At 69.4% G+C, this 15,994-nt stretch carries 12 protein-coding genes and 2 tRNA genes; 11 read left to right on the top strand and 3 right to left on the bottom strand.

What is annotated here, in order from left to right:
- Window positions 1-327: 327 nt before the first annotated feature.
- The 8 genes from dnaN (at window position 328) to ACIF9R_RS11475 (ending at window position 10,304) form a co-directional block, all read left to right on the top strand.
- Window positions 328-1,458: a DNA polymerase III subunit beta gene (gene dnaN / locus ACIF9R_RS11510; protein WP_399977912.1), complete on the top strand. Its 1,131-nt coding sequence runs from the start codon at window positions 328-330 to the stop codon at window positions 1,456-1,458.
- A gap of 142 nt (window positions 1,459-1,600) precedes the next feature.
- Window positions 1,601-2,476, top strand: coding sequence for a phosphogluconate dehydrogenase (NAD(+)-dependent, decarboxylating) (gene gnd, locus ACIF9R_RS11505; protein WP_399977603.1), 876 nt, complete (start codon window positions 1,601-1,603; stop codon window positions 2,474-2,476).
- 69 nt (window positions 2,477-2,545) lie between these two features.
- A complete protein-coding gene (recF, locus tag ACIF9R_RS11500; RefSeq protein WP_399977600.1) occupies window positions 2,546-3,667 on the top strand; it encodes a DNA replication/repair protein RecF in 1,122 nt (373 codons plus the stop codon).
- Window positions 3,664-4,206: a DUF721 domain-containing protein gene (locus tag ACIF9R_RS11495; RefSeq protein WP_399977597.1), complete on the top strand. Its 543-nt coding sequence runs from the start codon at window positions 3,664-3,666 to the stop codon at window positions 4,204-4,206. The genes recF and ACIF9R_RS11495 overlap by 4 nt, the downstream gene beginning before the upstream one ends.
- 434 nt (window positions 4,207-4,640) lie before the next feature.
- The gene (gene gyrB, locus ACIF9R_RS11490) at window positions 4,641-6,701 is read left to right on the top strand and encodes a DNA topoisomerase (ATP-hydrolyzing) subunit B (protein WP_399977594.1); all 2,061 of its coding nucleotides are present in this window, start codon (window positions 4,641-4,643) and stop codon (window positions 6,699-6,701) included.
- 42 nt (window positions 6,702-6,743) lie between these two features.
- Window positions 6,744-9,341 carry a DNA gyrase subunit A gene (gene gyrA, locus ACIF9R_RS11485; RefSeq protein WP_399977592.1) on the top strand — a complete coding sequence of 866 codons (2,598 nt, stop codon included), beginning with the start codon at window positions 6,744-6,746 and terminating at the stop codon, window positions 9,339-9,341.
- Between the two features lie 18 nt (window positions 9,342-9,359).
- Entirely contained in the window at window positions 9,360-10,106 is a 747-nt protein-coding gene (locus ACIF9R_RS11480; RefSeq protein ID WP_399977589.1) for a DUF3566 domain-containing protein, read from the top strand.
- Window positions 10,107-10,227: 121 nt separating this feature from the next.
- Window positions 10,228-10,304, top strand: a tRNA-Ile gene (locus ACIF9R_RS11475).
- 377 nt (window positions 10,305-10,681) lie between these two features.
- On the opposite strand, the gene ACIF9R_RS11470 is transcribed toward ACIF9R_RS11475, so the two are convergent.
- On the bottom strand, window positions 10,682-11,044 hold the full coding sequence (locus tag ACIF9R_RS11470) for a DUF6344 domain-containing protein (RefSeq protein WP_399977587.1): 363 nt from the start codon (window positions 11,042-11,044) through the stop codon (window positions 10,682-10,684).
- A 338-nt stretch (window positions 11,045-11,382) separates the two neighbouring features.
- Between ACIF9R_RS11470 and ACIF9R_RS11465 the strand changes: the two genes are divergently transcribed.
- Window positions 11,383-11,511, top strand: coding sequence for a DLW-39 family protein (locus ACIF9R_RS11465; RefSeq protein ID WP_003999697.1), 129 nt, complete (start codon window positions 11,383-11,385; stop codon window positions 11,509-11,511).
- Between the two features lie 96 nt (window positions 11,512-11,607).
- Window positions 11,608-13,065, top strand: coding sequence for a hypothetical protein (locus ACIF9R_RS11460; RefSeq protein ID WP_399977584.1), 1,458 nt, complete (start codon window positions 11,608-11,610; stop codon window positions 13,063-13,065).
- A 97-nt stretch (window positions 13,066-13,162) separates the two neighbouring features.
- On the opposite strand, the gene ACIF9R_RS11455 is transcribed toward ACIF9R_RS11460, so the two are convergent.
- Both ACIF9R_RS11455 and ACIF9R_RS11450 read right to left on the bottom strand, forming a co-directional pair.
- Window positions 13,163-14,845: a protein kinase gene (locus ACIF9R_RS11455; protein WP_399977582.1), complete on the bottom strand. Its 1,683-nt coding sequence runs from the start codon at window positions 14,843-14,845 to the stop codon at window positions 13,163-13,165.
- A gap of 173 nt (window positions 14,846-15,018) precedes the next feature.
- Window positions 15,019-15,567 carry a helix-turn-helix domain-containing protein gene (locus tag ACIF9R_RS11450; protein WP_399977580.1) on the bottom strand — a complete coding sequence of 183 codons (549 nt, stop codon included), beginning with the start codon at window positions 15,565-15,567 and terminating at the stop codon, window positions 15,019-15,021.
- A gap of 181 nt (window positions 15,568-15,748) precedes the next feature.
- Here ACIF9R_RS11450 and ACIF9R_RS11445 point away from each other — a divergent pair.
- Window positions 15,749-15,821, top strand: a tRNA-Ala gene (locus ACIF9R_RS11445).
- Window positions 15,822-15,994 lie beyond the last annotated feature (173 nt).

Here is a 15,994-nt window from a genome sequence, read left to right as displayed (position 1 = left end):
GTTGTCCACCGGCTCCGCCCACAGGGCCCGTGGACAAAAAAGCCGGGCTGAGCTGGGCAAACGAGGTTATCCACGGTATCCACAGGCCCTACTACTACTCCCAACTAGAGAGAGCGAGGAATCCGTTTCGAAGAGGGCCCTGTGCACAACTCGCTGTTGCGGCCCCGGCTGCCCCTCGTCACGACTTGACCCCGACGGGCACCTACTGTCAGTGCGGTGCGTCAGACTGGTCCCGGTGTTCTTCCCGGCCCAGGGGCCGACGACACCGAGTCAGACGACGAAGCCAGGCAGGGCGAGAAGCGCCGGCAACAGCAGGAGGCGGCAACAGTGAAGATCCGGGTGGAACGCGACGTACTCGCGGAGGCAGTGGCCTGGGCGGCGCGCAGCCTCCCGGCCCGTCCGCCGGCCCCTGTCCTCGCCGGCCTGCTCCTGAAGGCCGAGGAAGGCCAGCTGAGCCTGTCCAGCTTCGACTACGAGGTCTCCGCTCGGGTGTCGGTGGAGGCGGAGGTCGAGGAGGAAGGCACGGTCCTGGTCTCCGGCCGGCTGCTGGCCGACATCTCCCGGGCCCTGCCCAACCGGCCCGTGGAGATTTCCACAGACGGTGTACGGGCGACGGTGGTGTGCGGTTCCTCACGGTTCACCCTCCACACGCTGCCCGTGGAGGAGTACCCGGCACTGCCGCAGATGCCGAACGCGACGGGCACGGTCCCCGGCGAGGTCTTCGCGTCCGCCGTGCAGCAGGTGGCCATCGCAGCCGGCCGTGACGACACGCTGCCCGTCCTCACGGGTGTGCGCATCGAGATCGAGGGCGACACCGTCACGCTCGCCTCCACCGACCGCTACCGCTTCGCGGTCCGCGAGTTCCTGTGGAAGCCGGAGAACCCGGACGTCTCCGCGGTCGCCCTGGTGCCCGCCAAGACGCTCCAGGACACCGCCAAGGCCCTGACCAGCGGTGACCAGGTCATCCTTGCGCTGTCCGGCTCAGGGGCGGGCGAGGGCCTGATCGGATTCGAGGGCGCCGGCCGCCGCACCACCACGCGGCTGCTGGAGGGCGACCTCCCGAAGTACCGCACGCTGTTCCCGACCGAGTTCAACAGCGTCGCCGTGATCGAGACCGCCCCCTTCGTGGAGGCCGTCAAGCGTGTGGCCCTGGTCGCCGAGCGGAACACCCCGGTGCGGCTGAGCTTCGAGCAGGGCGTGCTCATCCTGGAAGCCGGTTCCAGCGACGACGCACAGGCTGTGGAAAGGGTCGACGCCCAGCTCGAGGGCGATGACATCTCGATCGCCTTCAACCCGACGTTCCTGCTGGACGGCCTGAGTGCCATCGACTCCCCGGTGGCACAGCTGTCGTTCACCACGTCCACCAAGCCCGCGCTGCTCAGCGGCCGTGCGGCGGTGGACGCGGAGGCGGATGAGGCCTACAAGTACCTGATCATGCCGGTTCGGCTCAGCGGCTGATCATCTGCGCGCGGAAAGCCGCAGGTGAGGGCGTGCGTGTGAGCGCGTATGCCCACAGATGTGCGTGGGCGTCCGGGTTTAGGCTCGGACGTCGGCACACAGGTGCCGTCATGCCACGTCGCATACCTAAGGAACACAACTGATGGAGCTCGGTCTCGTCGGCCTCGGCAAGATGGGCGGCAACATGCGCGAGCGGATCCGCCGCGCGGGCCACACCGTCCATGGATACGACCGCAACCCGGACGTCGCCGATGTCCACAGCCTGCAGGAGCTTGTGGGCAAGCTCAGCGGACCGCGAGTGGTGTGGGTCATGGTCCCGGCCGGGGCGCCGACCCAGTCCACCATCGACGAGCTCGCCGGGCTGCTCGAGCCGGGTGACGTCGTCGTGGACGGCGGCAACTCCCGCTGGACGGATGACGAGAAGCACGCCGAGGAGCTGGCGGCCAAGGGCATCGGCTTCGTCGACTGCGGCGTCTCCGGCGGCGTCTGGGGGCTGGAGAACGGTTACGCGCTGATGTACGGCGGCGACAAGGAGAACGTCGCCAAGGTGCAGCCCATATTCGACGCCCTCAAGCCGGAGGGCGACTTCGGTTCGGTGCACGCCGGCAGGGTGGGCGCGGGGCACTTCGCGAAGATGGTCCACAACGGCATCGAGTACGCCATGATGCAGGCCTACGCCGAGGGCTGGGAACTGCTGGAGAAGGCCGACTCGGTGACCGATGTCCGGGAGGTGTTCCGCTCCTGGCAGGAGGGCACCGTCATCCGCTCCTGGCTGCTGGACCTCGCGGTCGACGCTCTCGACGAGGACGAGCACCTGGACGGGCTCCGGGGTTATGCACAGGACTCCGGTGAGGGACGCTGGACCGTGGAGGCGGCGATCGACCACGCGGTCCCGCTGCCGGCGATCACGGCCTCGCTCTTCGCGCGGTTCACCTCGCGTCAGGAGGACTCGCCGCAGATGAAGATGATCGCGGCGCTGCGGAACCAGTTCGGCGGCCACGCGGTCGAGAAGAAGTAGCCCAGGCCGCTCCATTGTCCACAGGACCGTTCGGCGGTCCACAACGCCGGGGAGGTCGGCGGTACGACCATGCATGTCACGCATCTGTCGCTGGCCGACTTTCGTTCCTATCCCCGGGTCGAGGTCCCGCTCGACCCGGGGGTGACGGCCTTTGTCGGCCCCAACGGGCAGGGCAAGACGAATCTGGTCGAGGCGGTCGGCTATCTCGCCACCCTGGGCAGCCACCGTGTCTCCTCCGACGCCCCGCTGGTCCGCATGGGCGCCGAGCGCGCGATCATCCGTGCACAGGTACGTCAGGGCGAGCGGCAGCAGCTGGTCGAACTGGAGCTGAACCCGGGCCGTGCCAACCGTGCCCGCATCAACAGGTCCTCGCAGGTCAGGCCCCGGGACGTGCTGGGGATCGTACGCACCGTGCTGTTCGCGCCGGAGGACCTGTCCCTGGTCAAGGGGGATCCCGGGGAGCGGCGCCGTTTCCTCGACGAACTCATCACCGCGCGCTCCCCGCGCATGGCCGCGGTCCGCTCCGATTACGACCGGGTGCTCAAGCAGCGCAACACCCTGCTGAAGTCGGCCGCGCTGGCCCGCCGGCACGGCGGGCGCACGCTGGACCTGTCCACGCTCGACGTCTGGGACCAGCACCTGGCGCGTGCGGGCGCCGAGCTCCTGGCGCAGCGCCTGGACCTGATCGGGGTGCTCCAGCCGCTGGCGGACAAGGCGTACGAACAGCTCGCGCCCGGCGGCGGACCGGTCGCCCTGGAGTACAAGCCGTCCGCGCCCGGTGAGGCACACACGCGGGAGGACCTGTTCGAGCAGATGACGGCCGCGCTCGCCCAGGCCCGTAAGCAGGAGATCGAGCGGGGTGTCACGCTGGTCGGCCCGCACCGGGACGACCTGCTGCTCAAGCTGGGTCGGCTGCCGGCCAAGGGGTACGCCTCGCACGGCGAGTCCTGGTCCTACGCGCTGGCGCTGCGGCTGGCCTCGTACGATCTGCTGCGCGCCGAGGGCAATGAGCCGGTGCTGGTGCTCGACGACGTCTTCGCCGAGCTGGACACGCGCCGCCGTGAGCGGCTGGCCGAGCTGGTCGCGCCCGGTGAGCAGGTGCTGGTGACCGCGGCCGTGGACGACGACGTGCCTGATGTGCTGGCGGGTACGCGGTTCATCGTGGCCGAGGGGACGGTGGAGCGCGCATGAGCGAGCAGGACCCCCGCGGCAGCGGTGCCGGAAGCGCTCCCGAACCCTCCGGTGTCGATCTCGCGCGGGTGGCGCTGCGTGCGGCCAAGGAGGCGGCGCGCGCGCGTGGGGACGCGGCGCAGCAGAAGCGGCAGGCGCGGCGCGGCGGCCTGCGCTCGGGCGCCCGCGCCGACCGGCGCGACCCGATGGCGCTCGGTGCGGCGATCAACCGGCTGCTCACCGAGCGCGGCTGGGAGGCCCCTGCCGCGGTGGGAGGGGTGATGGGTCGCTGGCCGGAGATCGTCGGTGAGGACGTGGCCAAGCACTGCGAGCCGGAGCGGTACGACGAGGACGAGCGGGTGCTGGTGGTGCGTTGCGACTCCACGGCCTGGGCGACGAATCTACGGCTGCTCGCGCCGACCCTGGTGGCGCGTCTGAACGAGGACCTGGGCCATGGCGCGGTGCGGCTGATCAAGGTCGTGGGTCCCACCGGCCCCGCCCGTCGCTTCGGGCCGCTGCGGGCCCCGGGGAGCACCGGTCCCGGTGACACGTACGGGTGATCGGACGGTCATTTCCGCCCCCTCGGCCACACGTGACTGACATCACATCAGGGCTCTCCGGTGGGACGTCCGGGGCCGTGGGCGGCGGTCTCGCCGTAGAGCCGTGCGCGGCCGCTCACCCCTACCTGACTCCTAAGTAGCAAAGGGTTGACGGCCGGAAGCGCTGAGTGCCCTCGTGGGGCTCCTGGAGCCCCCTTCCGCATATCGGGAGTCGGACGAGACCGATTGAGGGCGGCACATGCGGACTCAGGTCCCCGCAAACCCCCATTGATGTCGGCGCTACCGGTAGACTGGGAGCCAATCCCGCCCCGACTGTGGGGACCGCCCGGGAAAAGCTGAGCAACGCTGATCAAGGCTTACCAACGCAACATGCCGCAGCCGCTCCGGCAACCTGCCGACGAGCCCGGCTCGTGCTGTGCCAGAAAGGGCGCTTCGTGGCCGATTCCGGCAACCCCAACGAGAACATCCCGTCCACCGACACCGGCGTGAACAGCGAGGCGACCACCTCGGGCAGCGAGGTCTCCTCCTCGTACGACGCCAGTGCCATCACCGTCCTCGAGGGTCTGGACGCGGTCCGCAAGCGACCCGGTATGTACATCGGTTCGACCGGTGAGCGAGGGCTGCACCACCTGGTGCAGGAGGTCGTCGACAACTCCGTCGACGAGGCGCTGGCCGGTCACGCGGACACGATCGACGTCACGATCCTCGCCGACGGCGGCGTCCGGGTCGTCGACAACGGCCGTGGCATCCCGGTGGACATGCACCCCGTCGAGAAGAAGCCCGCCGTCGAGGTCGTGCTGACGGTGCTGCACGCGGGCGGCAAGTTCGGCGGCGGCGGCTACGCGGTCTCCGGTGGTCTGCACGGCGTCGGTGTCTCCGTCGTGAACGCGCTGTCGAGCAGGGTGTCCGTCGACATCAAGCGGGACGGCTACCGCTGGACGCAGGACTACAAGCTGGGCGTGCCGACCGCCCCGCTGGTCAGGCACGAGGCGGTCGAGGACTCCGGTACGACGGTCACCTTCTGGGCCGACCCGGACGTCTTCGAGACCACCGAGTACTCCTTCGAGACGCTCTCCCGGCGCTTCCAGGAGATGGCGTTCCTCAACAAGGGCCTGCGGATCAACCTGACCGACGAGCGCGAGTCGGCGAAGGCCACAGCTGGTGCGGACGAGGCGGGCGAGGACGAGAAGCACGAGGTCAAGGCCGTCTCGTACCGCTACGAGGGCGGCATCGTCGACTTCGTGAAGTACCTCAACTCCCGCAAGGGAGAGGTGGTGCACCCCACCGTGATCGACCTCGAGGCCGAGGACAAGGACAGGCACCTGTCCCTCGAGGTCGCGATGCAGTGGAACGGTGGCTACACCGAGGGCGTGTACTCCTTCGCCAACATCATCCACACCCATGAGGGCGGTACGCACGAAGAGGGCTTCCGCGCGGCGCTCACCTCGCTCATCAACAAGTACGCGCGGGACAAGAGGCTGCTGCGCGACAAGGACGACAACCTCACGGGTGACGACATCCGCGAGGGTCTGACCGCGATCATCTCGGTCAAGCTGAGCGAGCCGCAGTTCGAGGGCCAGACCAAGACCAAGCTGGGCAACACCGAGGTGAAGACCTTCGTTCAGAAGGTCGTCTACGAGCACCTCAACGACTGGCTGGACCGCAACCCCAACGAGGCCGCGGACATCATCCGCAAGGGCATCGCGGCGGCCACCGCGCGGGTGGCGGCACGCAAGGCACGCGACCTCACCCGGCGCAAGGGTCTGCTGGAGTCGGCGTCACTGCCGGGCAAGCTGTCGGACTGCCAGTCCAACGATCCCATCAAGTGCGAGATCTTCATCGTCGAGGGTGACTCCGCCGGCGGCTCGGCCAAGTCCGGCCGGAACCCGCAGTACCAGGCGATCCTCCCGATCCGCGGCAAGATCCTCAACGTCGAGAAGGCGCGCATCGACCGGATCCTGCAGAACCAGGAGATCCAGGCGATGATCTCCGCGTTCGGTACCGGTGTGCACGAGGACTTCGACATCGAGAAGCTCCGGTATCACAAGATCATCCTCATGGCGGACGCCGACGTCGACGGGCAGCACATCAACACGCTGCTGCTGACGTTCCTGTTCCGCTTCATGCGGCCGCTGGTCGAGGCCGGGCACGTGTTCCTCTCCCGTCCCCCGCTCTACAAGATCAAGTGGGGCAAGGACGACTTCGAGTACGCGTACTCCGACCGTGAACGCGACGCGCTGATCGAGATGGGCCGCAACGCCGGCAAGCGCATCCGGGAAGACTCCGTGCAGCGCTTCAAGGGCCTCGGTGAGATGAACGCCGAGGAACTGCGCATCACCACGATGGACCAGGAGCACCGCGTCCTCGGCCAGGTCACCCTGGACGACGCGGCCCAGGCCGACGACCTCTTCTCGGTCCTGATGGGCGAGGACGTCGAGGCACGCCGCGCGTTCATCCAGCGCAACGCCAAGGACGTCCGCTTCCTCGACATCTGAGTCGGTCTCAGCTGACCGCACCAGGAAGGACTTTCACCAGCAATGACCGACGAGAACACTCCCGTCACACCTCTTGAGGACGTGGACGCGGCCGCCATGCGCGTCGAGCCCGTCGGGCTCGAGACGGAGATGCAGCGCTCGTACCTCGACTACGCGATGTCCGTCATCGTCTCGCGCGCGCTGCCCGACGTCCGGGACGGCCTCAAGCCCGTCCACCGCCGCGTGCTGTACGCCATGTACGACGGCGGCTACCGTCCGGAGCGCGGCTTCTACAAGTGCGCCCGCGTGGTCGGCGACGTCATGGGCAACTACCACCCGCACGGCGACTCCTCGATCTACGACGCGCTGGTCCGCCTGGCGCAGCCGTGGTCGATGCGGATGCCGCTGGTGGACTCCAACGGCAACTTCGGCTCCCCGGGCAACGACCCGGCGGCGGCGATGCGCTACACCGAGTGCAAGATGGCTCCGCTGTCGATGGAGATGGTCCGTGACATCGACGAGGAGACCGTCGACTTCACGGACAACTACGACGGCCGTTCCCAGGAGCCGACCGTCCTGCCGGCCCGCTTCCCGAACCTGCTGATCAACGGTTCCGCCGGGATCGCGGTCGGTATGGCGACCAACATCCCGCCGCACAACCTGCGCGAGGTCGCGTCCGGCGCCCAGTGGTACCTGGACAACCCGGAAGCCTCCCACGAGGAGCTCCTGGACGCGCTGATCGAGCGCATCAAGGGCCCCGACTTCCCGACCGGCGCGCTCGTGGTCGGCCGCAAGGGCATCGAGGAGGCGTACCGCACGGGCCGCGGCTCGATCACCATGCGCGCGGTGGTCGAGGTCGAGGAGATCCAGAACCGCCAGTGCCTGGTGGTCACGGAGCTGCCCTACCAGACCAACCCCGACAACCTGGCGCAGAAGATCGCCGACCTGGTGAAGGACGGCAAGATCGGCGGCATCGCCGACGTGCGCGACGAGACCTCCTCGCGTACGGGGCAGCGTCTGGTGATCGTGCTGAAGCGGGACGCGGTCGCCAAGGTCGTCCTGAACAACCTGTACAAGCACACCGACCTGCAGAACAACTTCGGCGCCAACATGCTGGCCCTGGTCGACGGTGTGCCGCGCACGCTGTCGCTGGACGCGTTCATCCGGCACTGGGTGACGCACCAGATCGAGGTCATCGTCCGCCGTACGCGCTTCCGGCTGCGCAAGGCCGAGGAGCGGGCGCACATCCTGCGTGGTCTGCTGAAGGCCCTGGACGCCATCGACGAGGTCATCGCGCTGATCCGGCGCAGTGACACCGTCGAGATCGCGCGCGGGGGGCTGCGGGACCTGCTGGACATCGACGAGATCCAGGCCAACGCCATCCTCGAGATGCAGTTGCGCCGGCTCGCCGCGCTGGAGCGCCAGAAGATCGTCCAGGAGCACGACGAACTCCAGGCGAAGATCAACGAGTACAACGAGATCCTCGCCTCCCCGGGCCGTCAGCGTGCGATCGTCAGCCAGGAGCTGGCGGCGATCGTCGACAAGTTCGGCGACGACCGCAAGACGAAGCTGATCCCGTACGAGGGCGACATGTCCATCGAGGACCTGATCGCCGAGGAGGACATCGTCGTCACGGTCACGCGCGGGGGCTACATCAAGCGCACCAAGACCGACGACTACCGGGCCCAGAAGCGCGGCGGCAAGGGCGTTCGCGGCACGAAGCTCAAGGAAGACGACATCGTCAACCACTTCTTCGTGTCCACCACCCACCACTGGCTGCTGTTCTTCACGAACAAGGGCCGGGTCTACCGGGTGAAGGCCTACGAGCTGCCCGACGCGGGCCGGGACGCGCGCGGGCAGCACGTGGCGAACCTGCTGGCCTTCCAGCCGGACGAGACGATCGCCCAGATCCGCGCGATCCGCGACTACGAGGCGATGCCCTACCTGGTTCTGGCCACCAAGGCCGGCCTGGTGAAGAAGACGCCGCTGAAGGACTACGACTCGCCGCGTTCGGGCGGTGTGATCGCCATCAACCTGCGTGAGCAGGAGGACGGTTCCGACGACGAACTGATCGGTGCCGAGCTCGTCTCGTCCGACGACGATCTGCTGCTGATCAGCAAGAAGGCGCAGTCGATCAGATTCACGGCGACGGACGACACACTGCGTCCCATGGGCCGTGCGACCTCGGGTGTCAAGGGCATGAGTTTCCGGGCGGGAGACGAACTGCTCTCGATGAATGTTGTTCGACCCGGTACGTTCGTGTTCACTGCCACAGACGGCGGGTACGCGAAGCGGACCGCTGTCGACGAGTACCGCGTTCAGGGGCGCGGCGGCCTCGGTATCAAGGCCGCCAAGATCGTCGAGGACCGCGGAACCCTCGTCGGCGCGCTGGTGGTCGAGGAGACGGACGAGATCCTCGCCATCACGCTGTCGGGCGGTGTGATTCGTACGCGAGTCAATGAGATCAGGGAAACCGGCCGTGACACCATGGGCGTCCAACTGATCAATCTGGGCAAGCGCGATGCCGTGGTCGGCATCGCCCGTAACGCCGAGGCGGGACGCGAGGCGGAGGAAGTCGACGGCGACGTGGCCGTCGACGAGACCACCGACGGGGACGCGGCCACCGGGACGGACGAGGGTGAGGCGCCCTCGGCCGAGTAGCACGAGGAGTGAGTCAGCGTGAGCGGAGCCACGGGCGCCGGACCGACCGGAACCAGTACGGGAACGGACGGCGGTGGCCGTGGCTCCGCCGCGCGGGCGACAGATCCGCACACGACCAATCTCAAAGCGATCAAGTCGCCCATCAAGGACGCTTCCGCGTCCGACAGACAGGGATCCCAGGGGGGAACCGTGACGGACACCCGAGGCCCGCAGCAGGCCGCGCCGGACCAGGGCGCCGCCGCTCACACGGCCTCACCGCTGCCGGGGGAACGGCAGCCACAGCAGCAGGCGGGCCCGTACCACCCGCCACAGGCCTACGTGGCGCAGGCCGGTACGGCGGCCGGCCAGACCGGCGCGGTACGACGCCCGCGCACGGGGGCGCGTACCACCCCGCGCGTGCGCAAGGCACGCCTGCGGGTGGCCAAGGCCGACCCCTGGTCGGTGATGAAGGTCAGCTTCCTGCTCTCCATCGCCCTCGGCATCTGCACGATCGTCGCGTCCGCGGTGCTGTGGATGGTCATGGACGCCATGGGCGTGTTCTCCACGGTCGGCGGCACGATCGCGGAGGCGACCGGCTCCAACGAGTCGAACGGCTTCGACCTCCAGTCGTTCCTGTCGCTGCCCAACGTGCTGATGTTCACGGCGGTCATCGCGGTCATCGACGTCGTCCTGGCGACGGCTCTCGCGACGCTCGGCGCGTTCATCTACAACCTCTCCGCCGGTTTCGTGGGTGGCGTCGAGCTGACGCTGGCCGAGGACGAGTGAGCTGCTCACAGGGCTTTCCCGGGCTTCCCTGAAAGCCCCTCGAGAACCGATTTTGGGACTGCCCCGGTCGTGCGCTAATCTTCAGGAGTCAGCGCGCGGGACGTACACCGCAGAGCGCGGCGGGGCTATAGCTCAGTTGGTTAGAGCGCATCCCTGATAAGGATGAGGCCACAGGTTCAAATCCTGTTAGCCCCACCAGCGAGAAGACCCCCAGTCGATACCGGCTGGGGGTCTTTGCCGTCCATGGCCGACATCGGCCGACGAGCGCGCGGGTCCGTAGGGGCGTGCGCGGGGAGCCGGGGTGGGGGGCGGTGGGTCCGGGGCCGTCGCCGACCGCGCGACAGGCTCACCGGCCGTACCGGAAGGGATCGGAGCAGCAGGGGGAGGAACCGTAGATGCTGCAACGCCGGGGCGCCACCGAGAAGAACCCCCGGCCGGTATCGGCCAGGGGTCTTCTGGAGCCGTGGCCGATAGCGGCCGGGAGTCGTCGTCGTGCCGTGGTGCTGTACGCGAGTTCGCCAGGACTTCGGGAAGCAGCGACGGCACGAGGAGGGCTCGGAAGGGGCCGGCCGTGCTCAGCGTTGGAGCGGGATGCGGCCGGTGACGGGTTCCGGCCGGGCGGATGTCGTGTCGTCCGAGCAGTCCGCGGAGTCGGACTCCGTGTCCGAGAGGGGACGGTGACGGCAGCCGGGGGACTTGCCGTGGGCCTCGGCGTGGATGCGCTGTTTCATCGTGGGGGGCAGGGCCCTGTTCAGTGACCAGGACCAGTGGGGCGTCGACGGTTCCGTCGTCCTGGGCGCGCTGTCGCTGTTGCGCGGCTTCTCGGTCTGCGGTACGGCCGCGGAGGCGGTCGTGGTGATGAGTCCGAGCGCCGTGCACAGCGCGAGGAAGGCGGTGACGATGGCGTTCCACAGCTTCATGACCTTGTTCCGGGCCATGGCCCCTCACTTTCGGGTTGGGCGATTTGCGTACTTTCCTCATGATGTGTATGAGGGGCGGGAAGTGGTGGACCGACGCCCGTGGCGCGTGGATGTTCAGATGAACACCACTCGTATGGGCGCATAGCGGATGAAAAGATGGAGAAGTGGCAGGAAGGAGGCCGAGTGACCCTCCGTGGAGGCGGCATCACCCTCCGGTCGGATGGCCGTACTCCGCTTCTGCCACGCCGCGATCAGGGGCGATTCGAGGCACCGACGCAGGTCACCGATCGGTATCGGCCGGTGTGTATAGTCGGGCGACAGAGGTCCCCTACGTCAACGAAGGACGAGGTCGCGCGGTGAAGAAGCTTCTCCTGGTCGCACTGGCCGCCATCGGCGGGCTCCTCGTGTACCGCCAGATCCAGGCGGATCGCGCCGAGCAGGATCTGTGGACGGAGGCGACTGACTCCGTGCCCACGGGTTCGTGAGTACCGCTATCCGACGCTGAACAGACCCCGGCCGCCCTCGCGGTCGGGGTTTTGTGTGTGCGGGGCCTTGTCGTCCGGCCGCGTCCACGGGGCAGGATGGGCGACACGGTGCGACGTCCGGGCAGCGACGAGGGGTGGCGCGTGAGGGGACGGCAGAGTACGGCGCGAGGGCGGGCGGGGTCCGGTCGTGGCCCGCGCCTGATCGCCGGAAGCACCGGCGTGGCGGTCCTCCTGGGGCTGGGGGGCGTTCTTCCCGGGCAGGACGCCTCCGCCGCCGGGAGCACCGGCGGCGTGGCCACCACTGATGTCACCGGGTCCGTCAGCGCCACCGGAACACGTTGGTCCGGCCCGGCGCGAAGCTCGGACGACCCCGGAGACTATGCCTTCGCCGAGGAAGCGCGACGTGTCGACGGCGCCGTGAGCACCACGGACGCCGTGGAACTGGCGCCCGGCCGGTCCTACCGCAGCACCCTTCCGGCGACCGGCACGGTCTACTACCGCCTGGAACTCGACGACACCACGAACGTCTACGCCTCCGCCACCGTGGTCCCCCCGCCCGGCGGTGACGCCTCCGTCATCGACGGCGTCAGGGTGTCCGTGCAGAACAGCGACGGCCGCTCCTGCGACGCGGGCACGGCGAGCTTCGGCGCCGGTGGCAGCCCGCACCCGGTCGCCGCATGGGCCATGCGGGAGATCTCCCCCAGGAGGTCCGTGTGCAAGGACGCGGGGACGTACTACCTGACCGTCGAACGCGCCGCCCCGGACGGAACGGGATCCTTGCCCGGCCCCTGGGCCATGGAGCTCACCACGGTGTCGGAGCCGGCGCTGGAGAAGACCGGTCCGTCCGCGCCCGAGGAATGGAACTCCGCCCCGCCCCCGCCCGCCACGGGGAAGCCGGAGCGGCGTGCGGGCGGTGCCGGTTTCGGCCGGGCCACGTCCGTCGGGGACGGAGTGTGGCGGGACGACATACGGCCCGGCCAGACTCTCTTCTACAAAGTTCCCGTCGACTGGGGACAGCAGCTCTCCGCCACGGCCGAACTGGGCAGTACGGACTCGGACGGCACAGGCTTCGTCGCCGCCGCGCTGGACCTGGACCTCTACAACCCCGCACGCGGCCGCGTCGAGGACCTGGGCATGGGGTACGACGGCGGCCACAAGTCGAAGAGCCTTGCGCCCCTGCCGCAGGTCGCGTACGCCAACCGGCACGCCTCCGGCCGTCAGGTCGCGGCGATGCGGTTCGCCGGCTCGTACTACCTCGTCGCGCACCTCACGGAGGCGGTCGCGGACGTATTCGGCGACGGGCCCGTTCCGCTGACCCTGAGGGTACGGCTGAGCGGCGCGGCACAGGAGGGTCCCGGGTATGCGGGCCGGACCGTGCCGGCGGACGTCTTCACGGTCACGGGGAAGGACCGGGAGGCGGCGGCCGACGGCGGGACAGCGGGCGACGGCACCGCGTACCGGGCGCTCGCGGTGGGCGGCATCGGCACGGGAAGCGCGTTGCTGGTGGGGCTCGGCGTGTGGACTCTGGTGGCCCGGCGGAGGGCCGTTCCGTAGGCCGTGCCGTCCCGGAGAGGGCGCTCCTTCCGCGGTCGGCGCGTGGCGCTGCCCGTACCCCGTACCGGGGTTCGGGCGTCCGGCGGGTGGCGACGGTTCAGATCCGGGTGAGGGCCCAGAAGCCCACGGCGTAGCAGGCCAGGGCGAGCAGCAGGACGGGGACGGCCACCTTCGGCGGAGGGCCGGGCCGGCGGCCGCGCCGGCGATGGGACCGAGGGGCGGTGGCACCGTGCTGTGAGATCGCCCCGACCGGAGGCGGAACCCGTGAGGGCTGTGCGGTGTATTCAGCAGTAGAGGCGTCGGGATGTGCGGTCGGCCGTGGAAGGGGGGTGCGCAGCGGATGAGTGGCGTCGTGGGGGGAGACGTAGGGGGCCGCATCGGGCGCCTGGTGCGGTGCGCCGTACTGGGCCTGCTCCGGGCTCTGAGGAGCGTGGGCGGGGGGCGGCGGAGCGGGCGTGGGGGAGGAGGTGGCCGCGGCCCGGGGCGACGGGAGAGGGTAGCTGCCCGTCTCGGACATACCCGGGGGCCGCGGCGGCCAGGATCCGGACGGCGTGGTGGGAGAGACGGTGTTGTGGCGTGGATCGCTGGGCACGGCGCTGTCGCCCGGGCCCGTTTCACTGCCCGGACCGGAAGCCCCGTGGCTGGTTGCCGGGCCGGTTCCGGCGCCGGCTGCCGGGGCCGTTCGGGCGGGCACCGGGCCGGCCGGGCCCTCGGCATTCGCGGGGCCCGTGTCCCGGCCGGAGACGAACTCGTCGTCGTCCACGCCGGGGGCGGGGGCCGCTCCTCGCGAGGGCTCGCCTCCTCGCGAGGGCTCGCCGTCGCCGGCACCGGGCAGGACGCCTGCCCCGGGGCCCTGGAGCCGGGACGTACCGCCGCCCGGCCGCAGACCCGAGGCCCTGGTCAGCGGGCCGCCCGCGGCGAAGCCCGGGGGCAGCGGGCCCAGTTGGTCGAAGATCTCGATCAGTTCGTCGTCGGGGCCGGATTCCGGAAGCAGCTCCGCGGCTGCGGAGAGCGCCTTGCGTGCCCCTGTGGCGGTGCGGAACCGCGCCTGCGGATCCGGCTGGAGCAGTGTGGCCACGATCTGCCACAGCGGCTCCGGGATGCCCCGGGGCGCGCCGGGTGTGCCATGGTCGGCGAAGTACTGGATGAGGGCCTTGGCGTCCGGCTTGGCGCCCTCCAGCAGATACAGCGCGACCAGGCCCACGGCGAACAGGTCGGAGGGGAAGTCCGGTTCGGCGCCCATCAGCTGTTCCGGCGCGAGATAACCCGGCGTGCCCACCACCAGATTGGTCTCCGTCAGCCGTGGCTCACCCAGCCGCATCGCGATGCCGAAGTCGGACAACCGCAGCCGCGGTCTGCCGGTACCGGTGGCCTCCAGGAGGACATTGGCGGGTTTGATGTCGCGGTGCACCACGTCTTCCGCGTGCACCGCGGCCAGACCTGCCAGTAACTGGTCGAGCAGGGTGCAGACGAACGCCGGTGGCAGAGGGCCGTAGTCGCCGACCAGATGCACCAGGGAGCCACCTGTGACCAGGTCCATGGTGAACAGGACCTTGTCGTCGTCGGCGGCCCAGCTGGTGGGAGCGAGGACATGAGGGTGATCGATCCGCAGAGCCTGCTCGCGGACGAAGCGGAGCAGGGAATGGGCATCGCTCTGCAGCAGGACCTTGGCGGCCACATAACGGCGGCGGCGGTGGTCCCAGGCGCGCCAGACGGCGCCGACACCCCCGCGTCCGATCGGATCGACCAGTTCGTACCGGCCGGCGAAGACCTCACCCATGGCTGTACGGCGCTCCTCCCCCTGTGGGGTCCCCCCGTCCCTGCCCGTTGACGGGCGGCACGACTCCCCCGGTGCCCCCTGTCTCTCCCCCACGGTGCCCGGGCCTCCCCCGTGTCCCGGACCTTCCGCTCGTTGCCGGCGGCCAATCCCCCTGCGGCCGCCGGACAGAGAGGTCAGTTCTGGTGGGCCTGGTAGTGCGTGACCGCGTCGGAGGTGCGGCCCGCGCCGTAGACCCGGAGGAACTCCGCCAGTTCGGGGTGGGTGGGAGCGAGGGTGTCCGCGGCCTCGATGATGTCTCCCGCGGCCGCCACCGAGCGCAGCAGGGACTGGATCTCGCGGACCACCCGCTTGACCGTGGGAGCCCCCGAACTGCTCGTCGTCTGGGTGGTGTTGCTGAGCACCGAACCTCCCTGCGACTTCTTGATCTCCTCCATGCGTTCGGTCGCCTCGGCCGCGCTGACGCTGCCGTCGGCGACCTGCCCCGCCAGGTCCTGCAGCAGCTGCACCCGCTGGACCACCGCCGGATTTCCGATCTTTGCCCGCTGGCCGCTCATCAACTGCGACAGCATCGGCGCGGACAGTCCCAAAACCCCCGCCAGACGAGCCTGGTTGAGGCCCAGGTCGTCTATGAGCCTACGGAAGAGCGCCCCCAGCGGCTCCCCATACCAATTCCGCTGCAGTTCCCGCGCTCTGGCGGTGGCTTCCTGCTGTGCGGCGTCCATTGCGTCTCCCCATCGCTTCCCCATGAACCGCGGTTCGCTGTAGCGAACCACGCCGAGCATCTTACGGAGAGTGGTCGGTCACGGGGACCCCCAATCCTTTTTGCGGAACCCCCCGGGAGACCCGGTACTCTGGTCCCGGGCGCCCGCCGAGAAGTGTTCTTCCCGGTGGACGTTTCCCTTCGGGGCCTTAGCTCAGTTGGTAGAGCGCTGTCTTTGCATGGCAGATGTCAGGGGTTCGACTCCCCTAGGCTCCACAAGGATCCCCTCTCACCTGCGGAAACGTGGTGGGAGGGGATCTGTTTCACGTGAAACGGCGCGGTGGGGGGGGCCACACCCCAGTGGCGCCACCCCCCGCCGTGGCTGCACTAGACCGCAGGGAACGGCGCCCCCCGCAGGGGCAAGAGCGGCAGACCCCTGCTCGCCCGCC

This window comes from Streptomyces sp. NPDC086080 (assembly GCF_044540255.1).
GTDB lineage: Bacteria > Actinomycetota > Actinomycetes > Streptomycetales > Streptomycetaceae > Streptomyces.
This window is presented reverse-complemented; position numbering and strand designations above follow the sequence as displayed.

Bases quoted from the DNA above. Each gene is read 5' to 3' on its own strand.
- ACIF9R_RS11460 (WP_399977584.1), top strand. From the start codon at position 11,608: ATGGGCGACACGGTGCGACGTCCGGGCAGCGACGAGGGGTGGCGCGTG.
- recF (WP_399977600.1), top strand. From the start codon at position 2,546: ATGCATGTCACGCATCTGTCGCTGGCCGACTTTCGTTCCTATCCCCGG.
- ACIF9R_RS11455 (WP_399977582.1), bottom strand. From the start codon at position 14,845: ATGGGTGAGGTCTTCGCCGGCCGGTACGAACTGGTCGATCCGATCGGA.
- gnd (WP_399977603.1), top strand. From the start codon at position 1,601: ATGGAGCTCGGTCTCGTCGGCCTCGGCAAGATGGGCGGCAACATGCGC.
- ACIF9R_RS11450 (WP_399977580.1), bottom strand. From the start codon at position 15,567: ATGGACGCCGCACAGCAGGAAGCCACCGCCAGAGCGCGGGAACTGCAG.
- gyrA (WP_399977592.1), top strand. From the start codon at position 6,744: ATGACCGACGAGAACACTCCCGTCACACCTCTTGAGGACGTGGACGCG.
- ACIF9R_RS11470 (WP_399977587.1), bottom strand. From the start codon at position 11,044: ATGGCCCGGAACAAGGTCATGAAGCTGTGGAACGCCATCGTCACCGCC.
- ACIF9R_RS11495 (WP_399977597.1), top strand. From the start codon at position 3,664: ATGAGCGAGCAGGACCCCCGCGGCAGCGGTGCCGGAAGCGCTCCCGAA.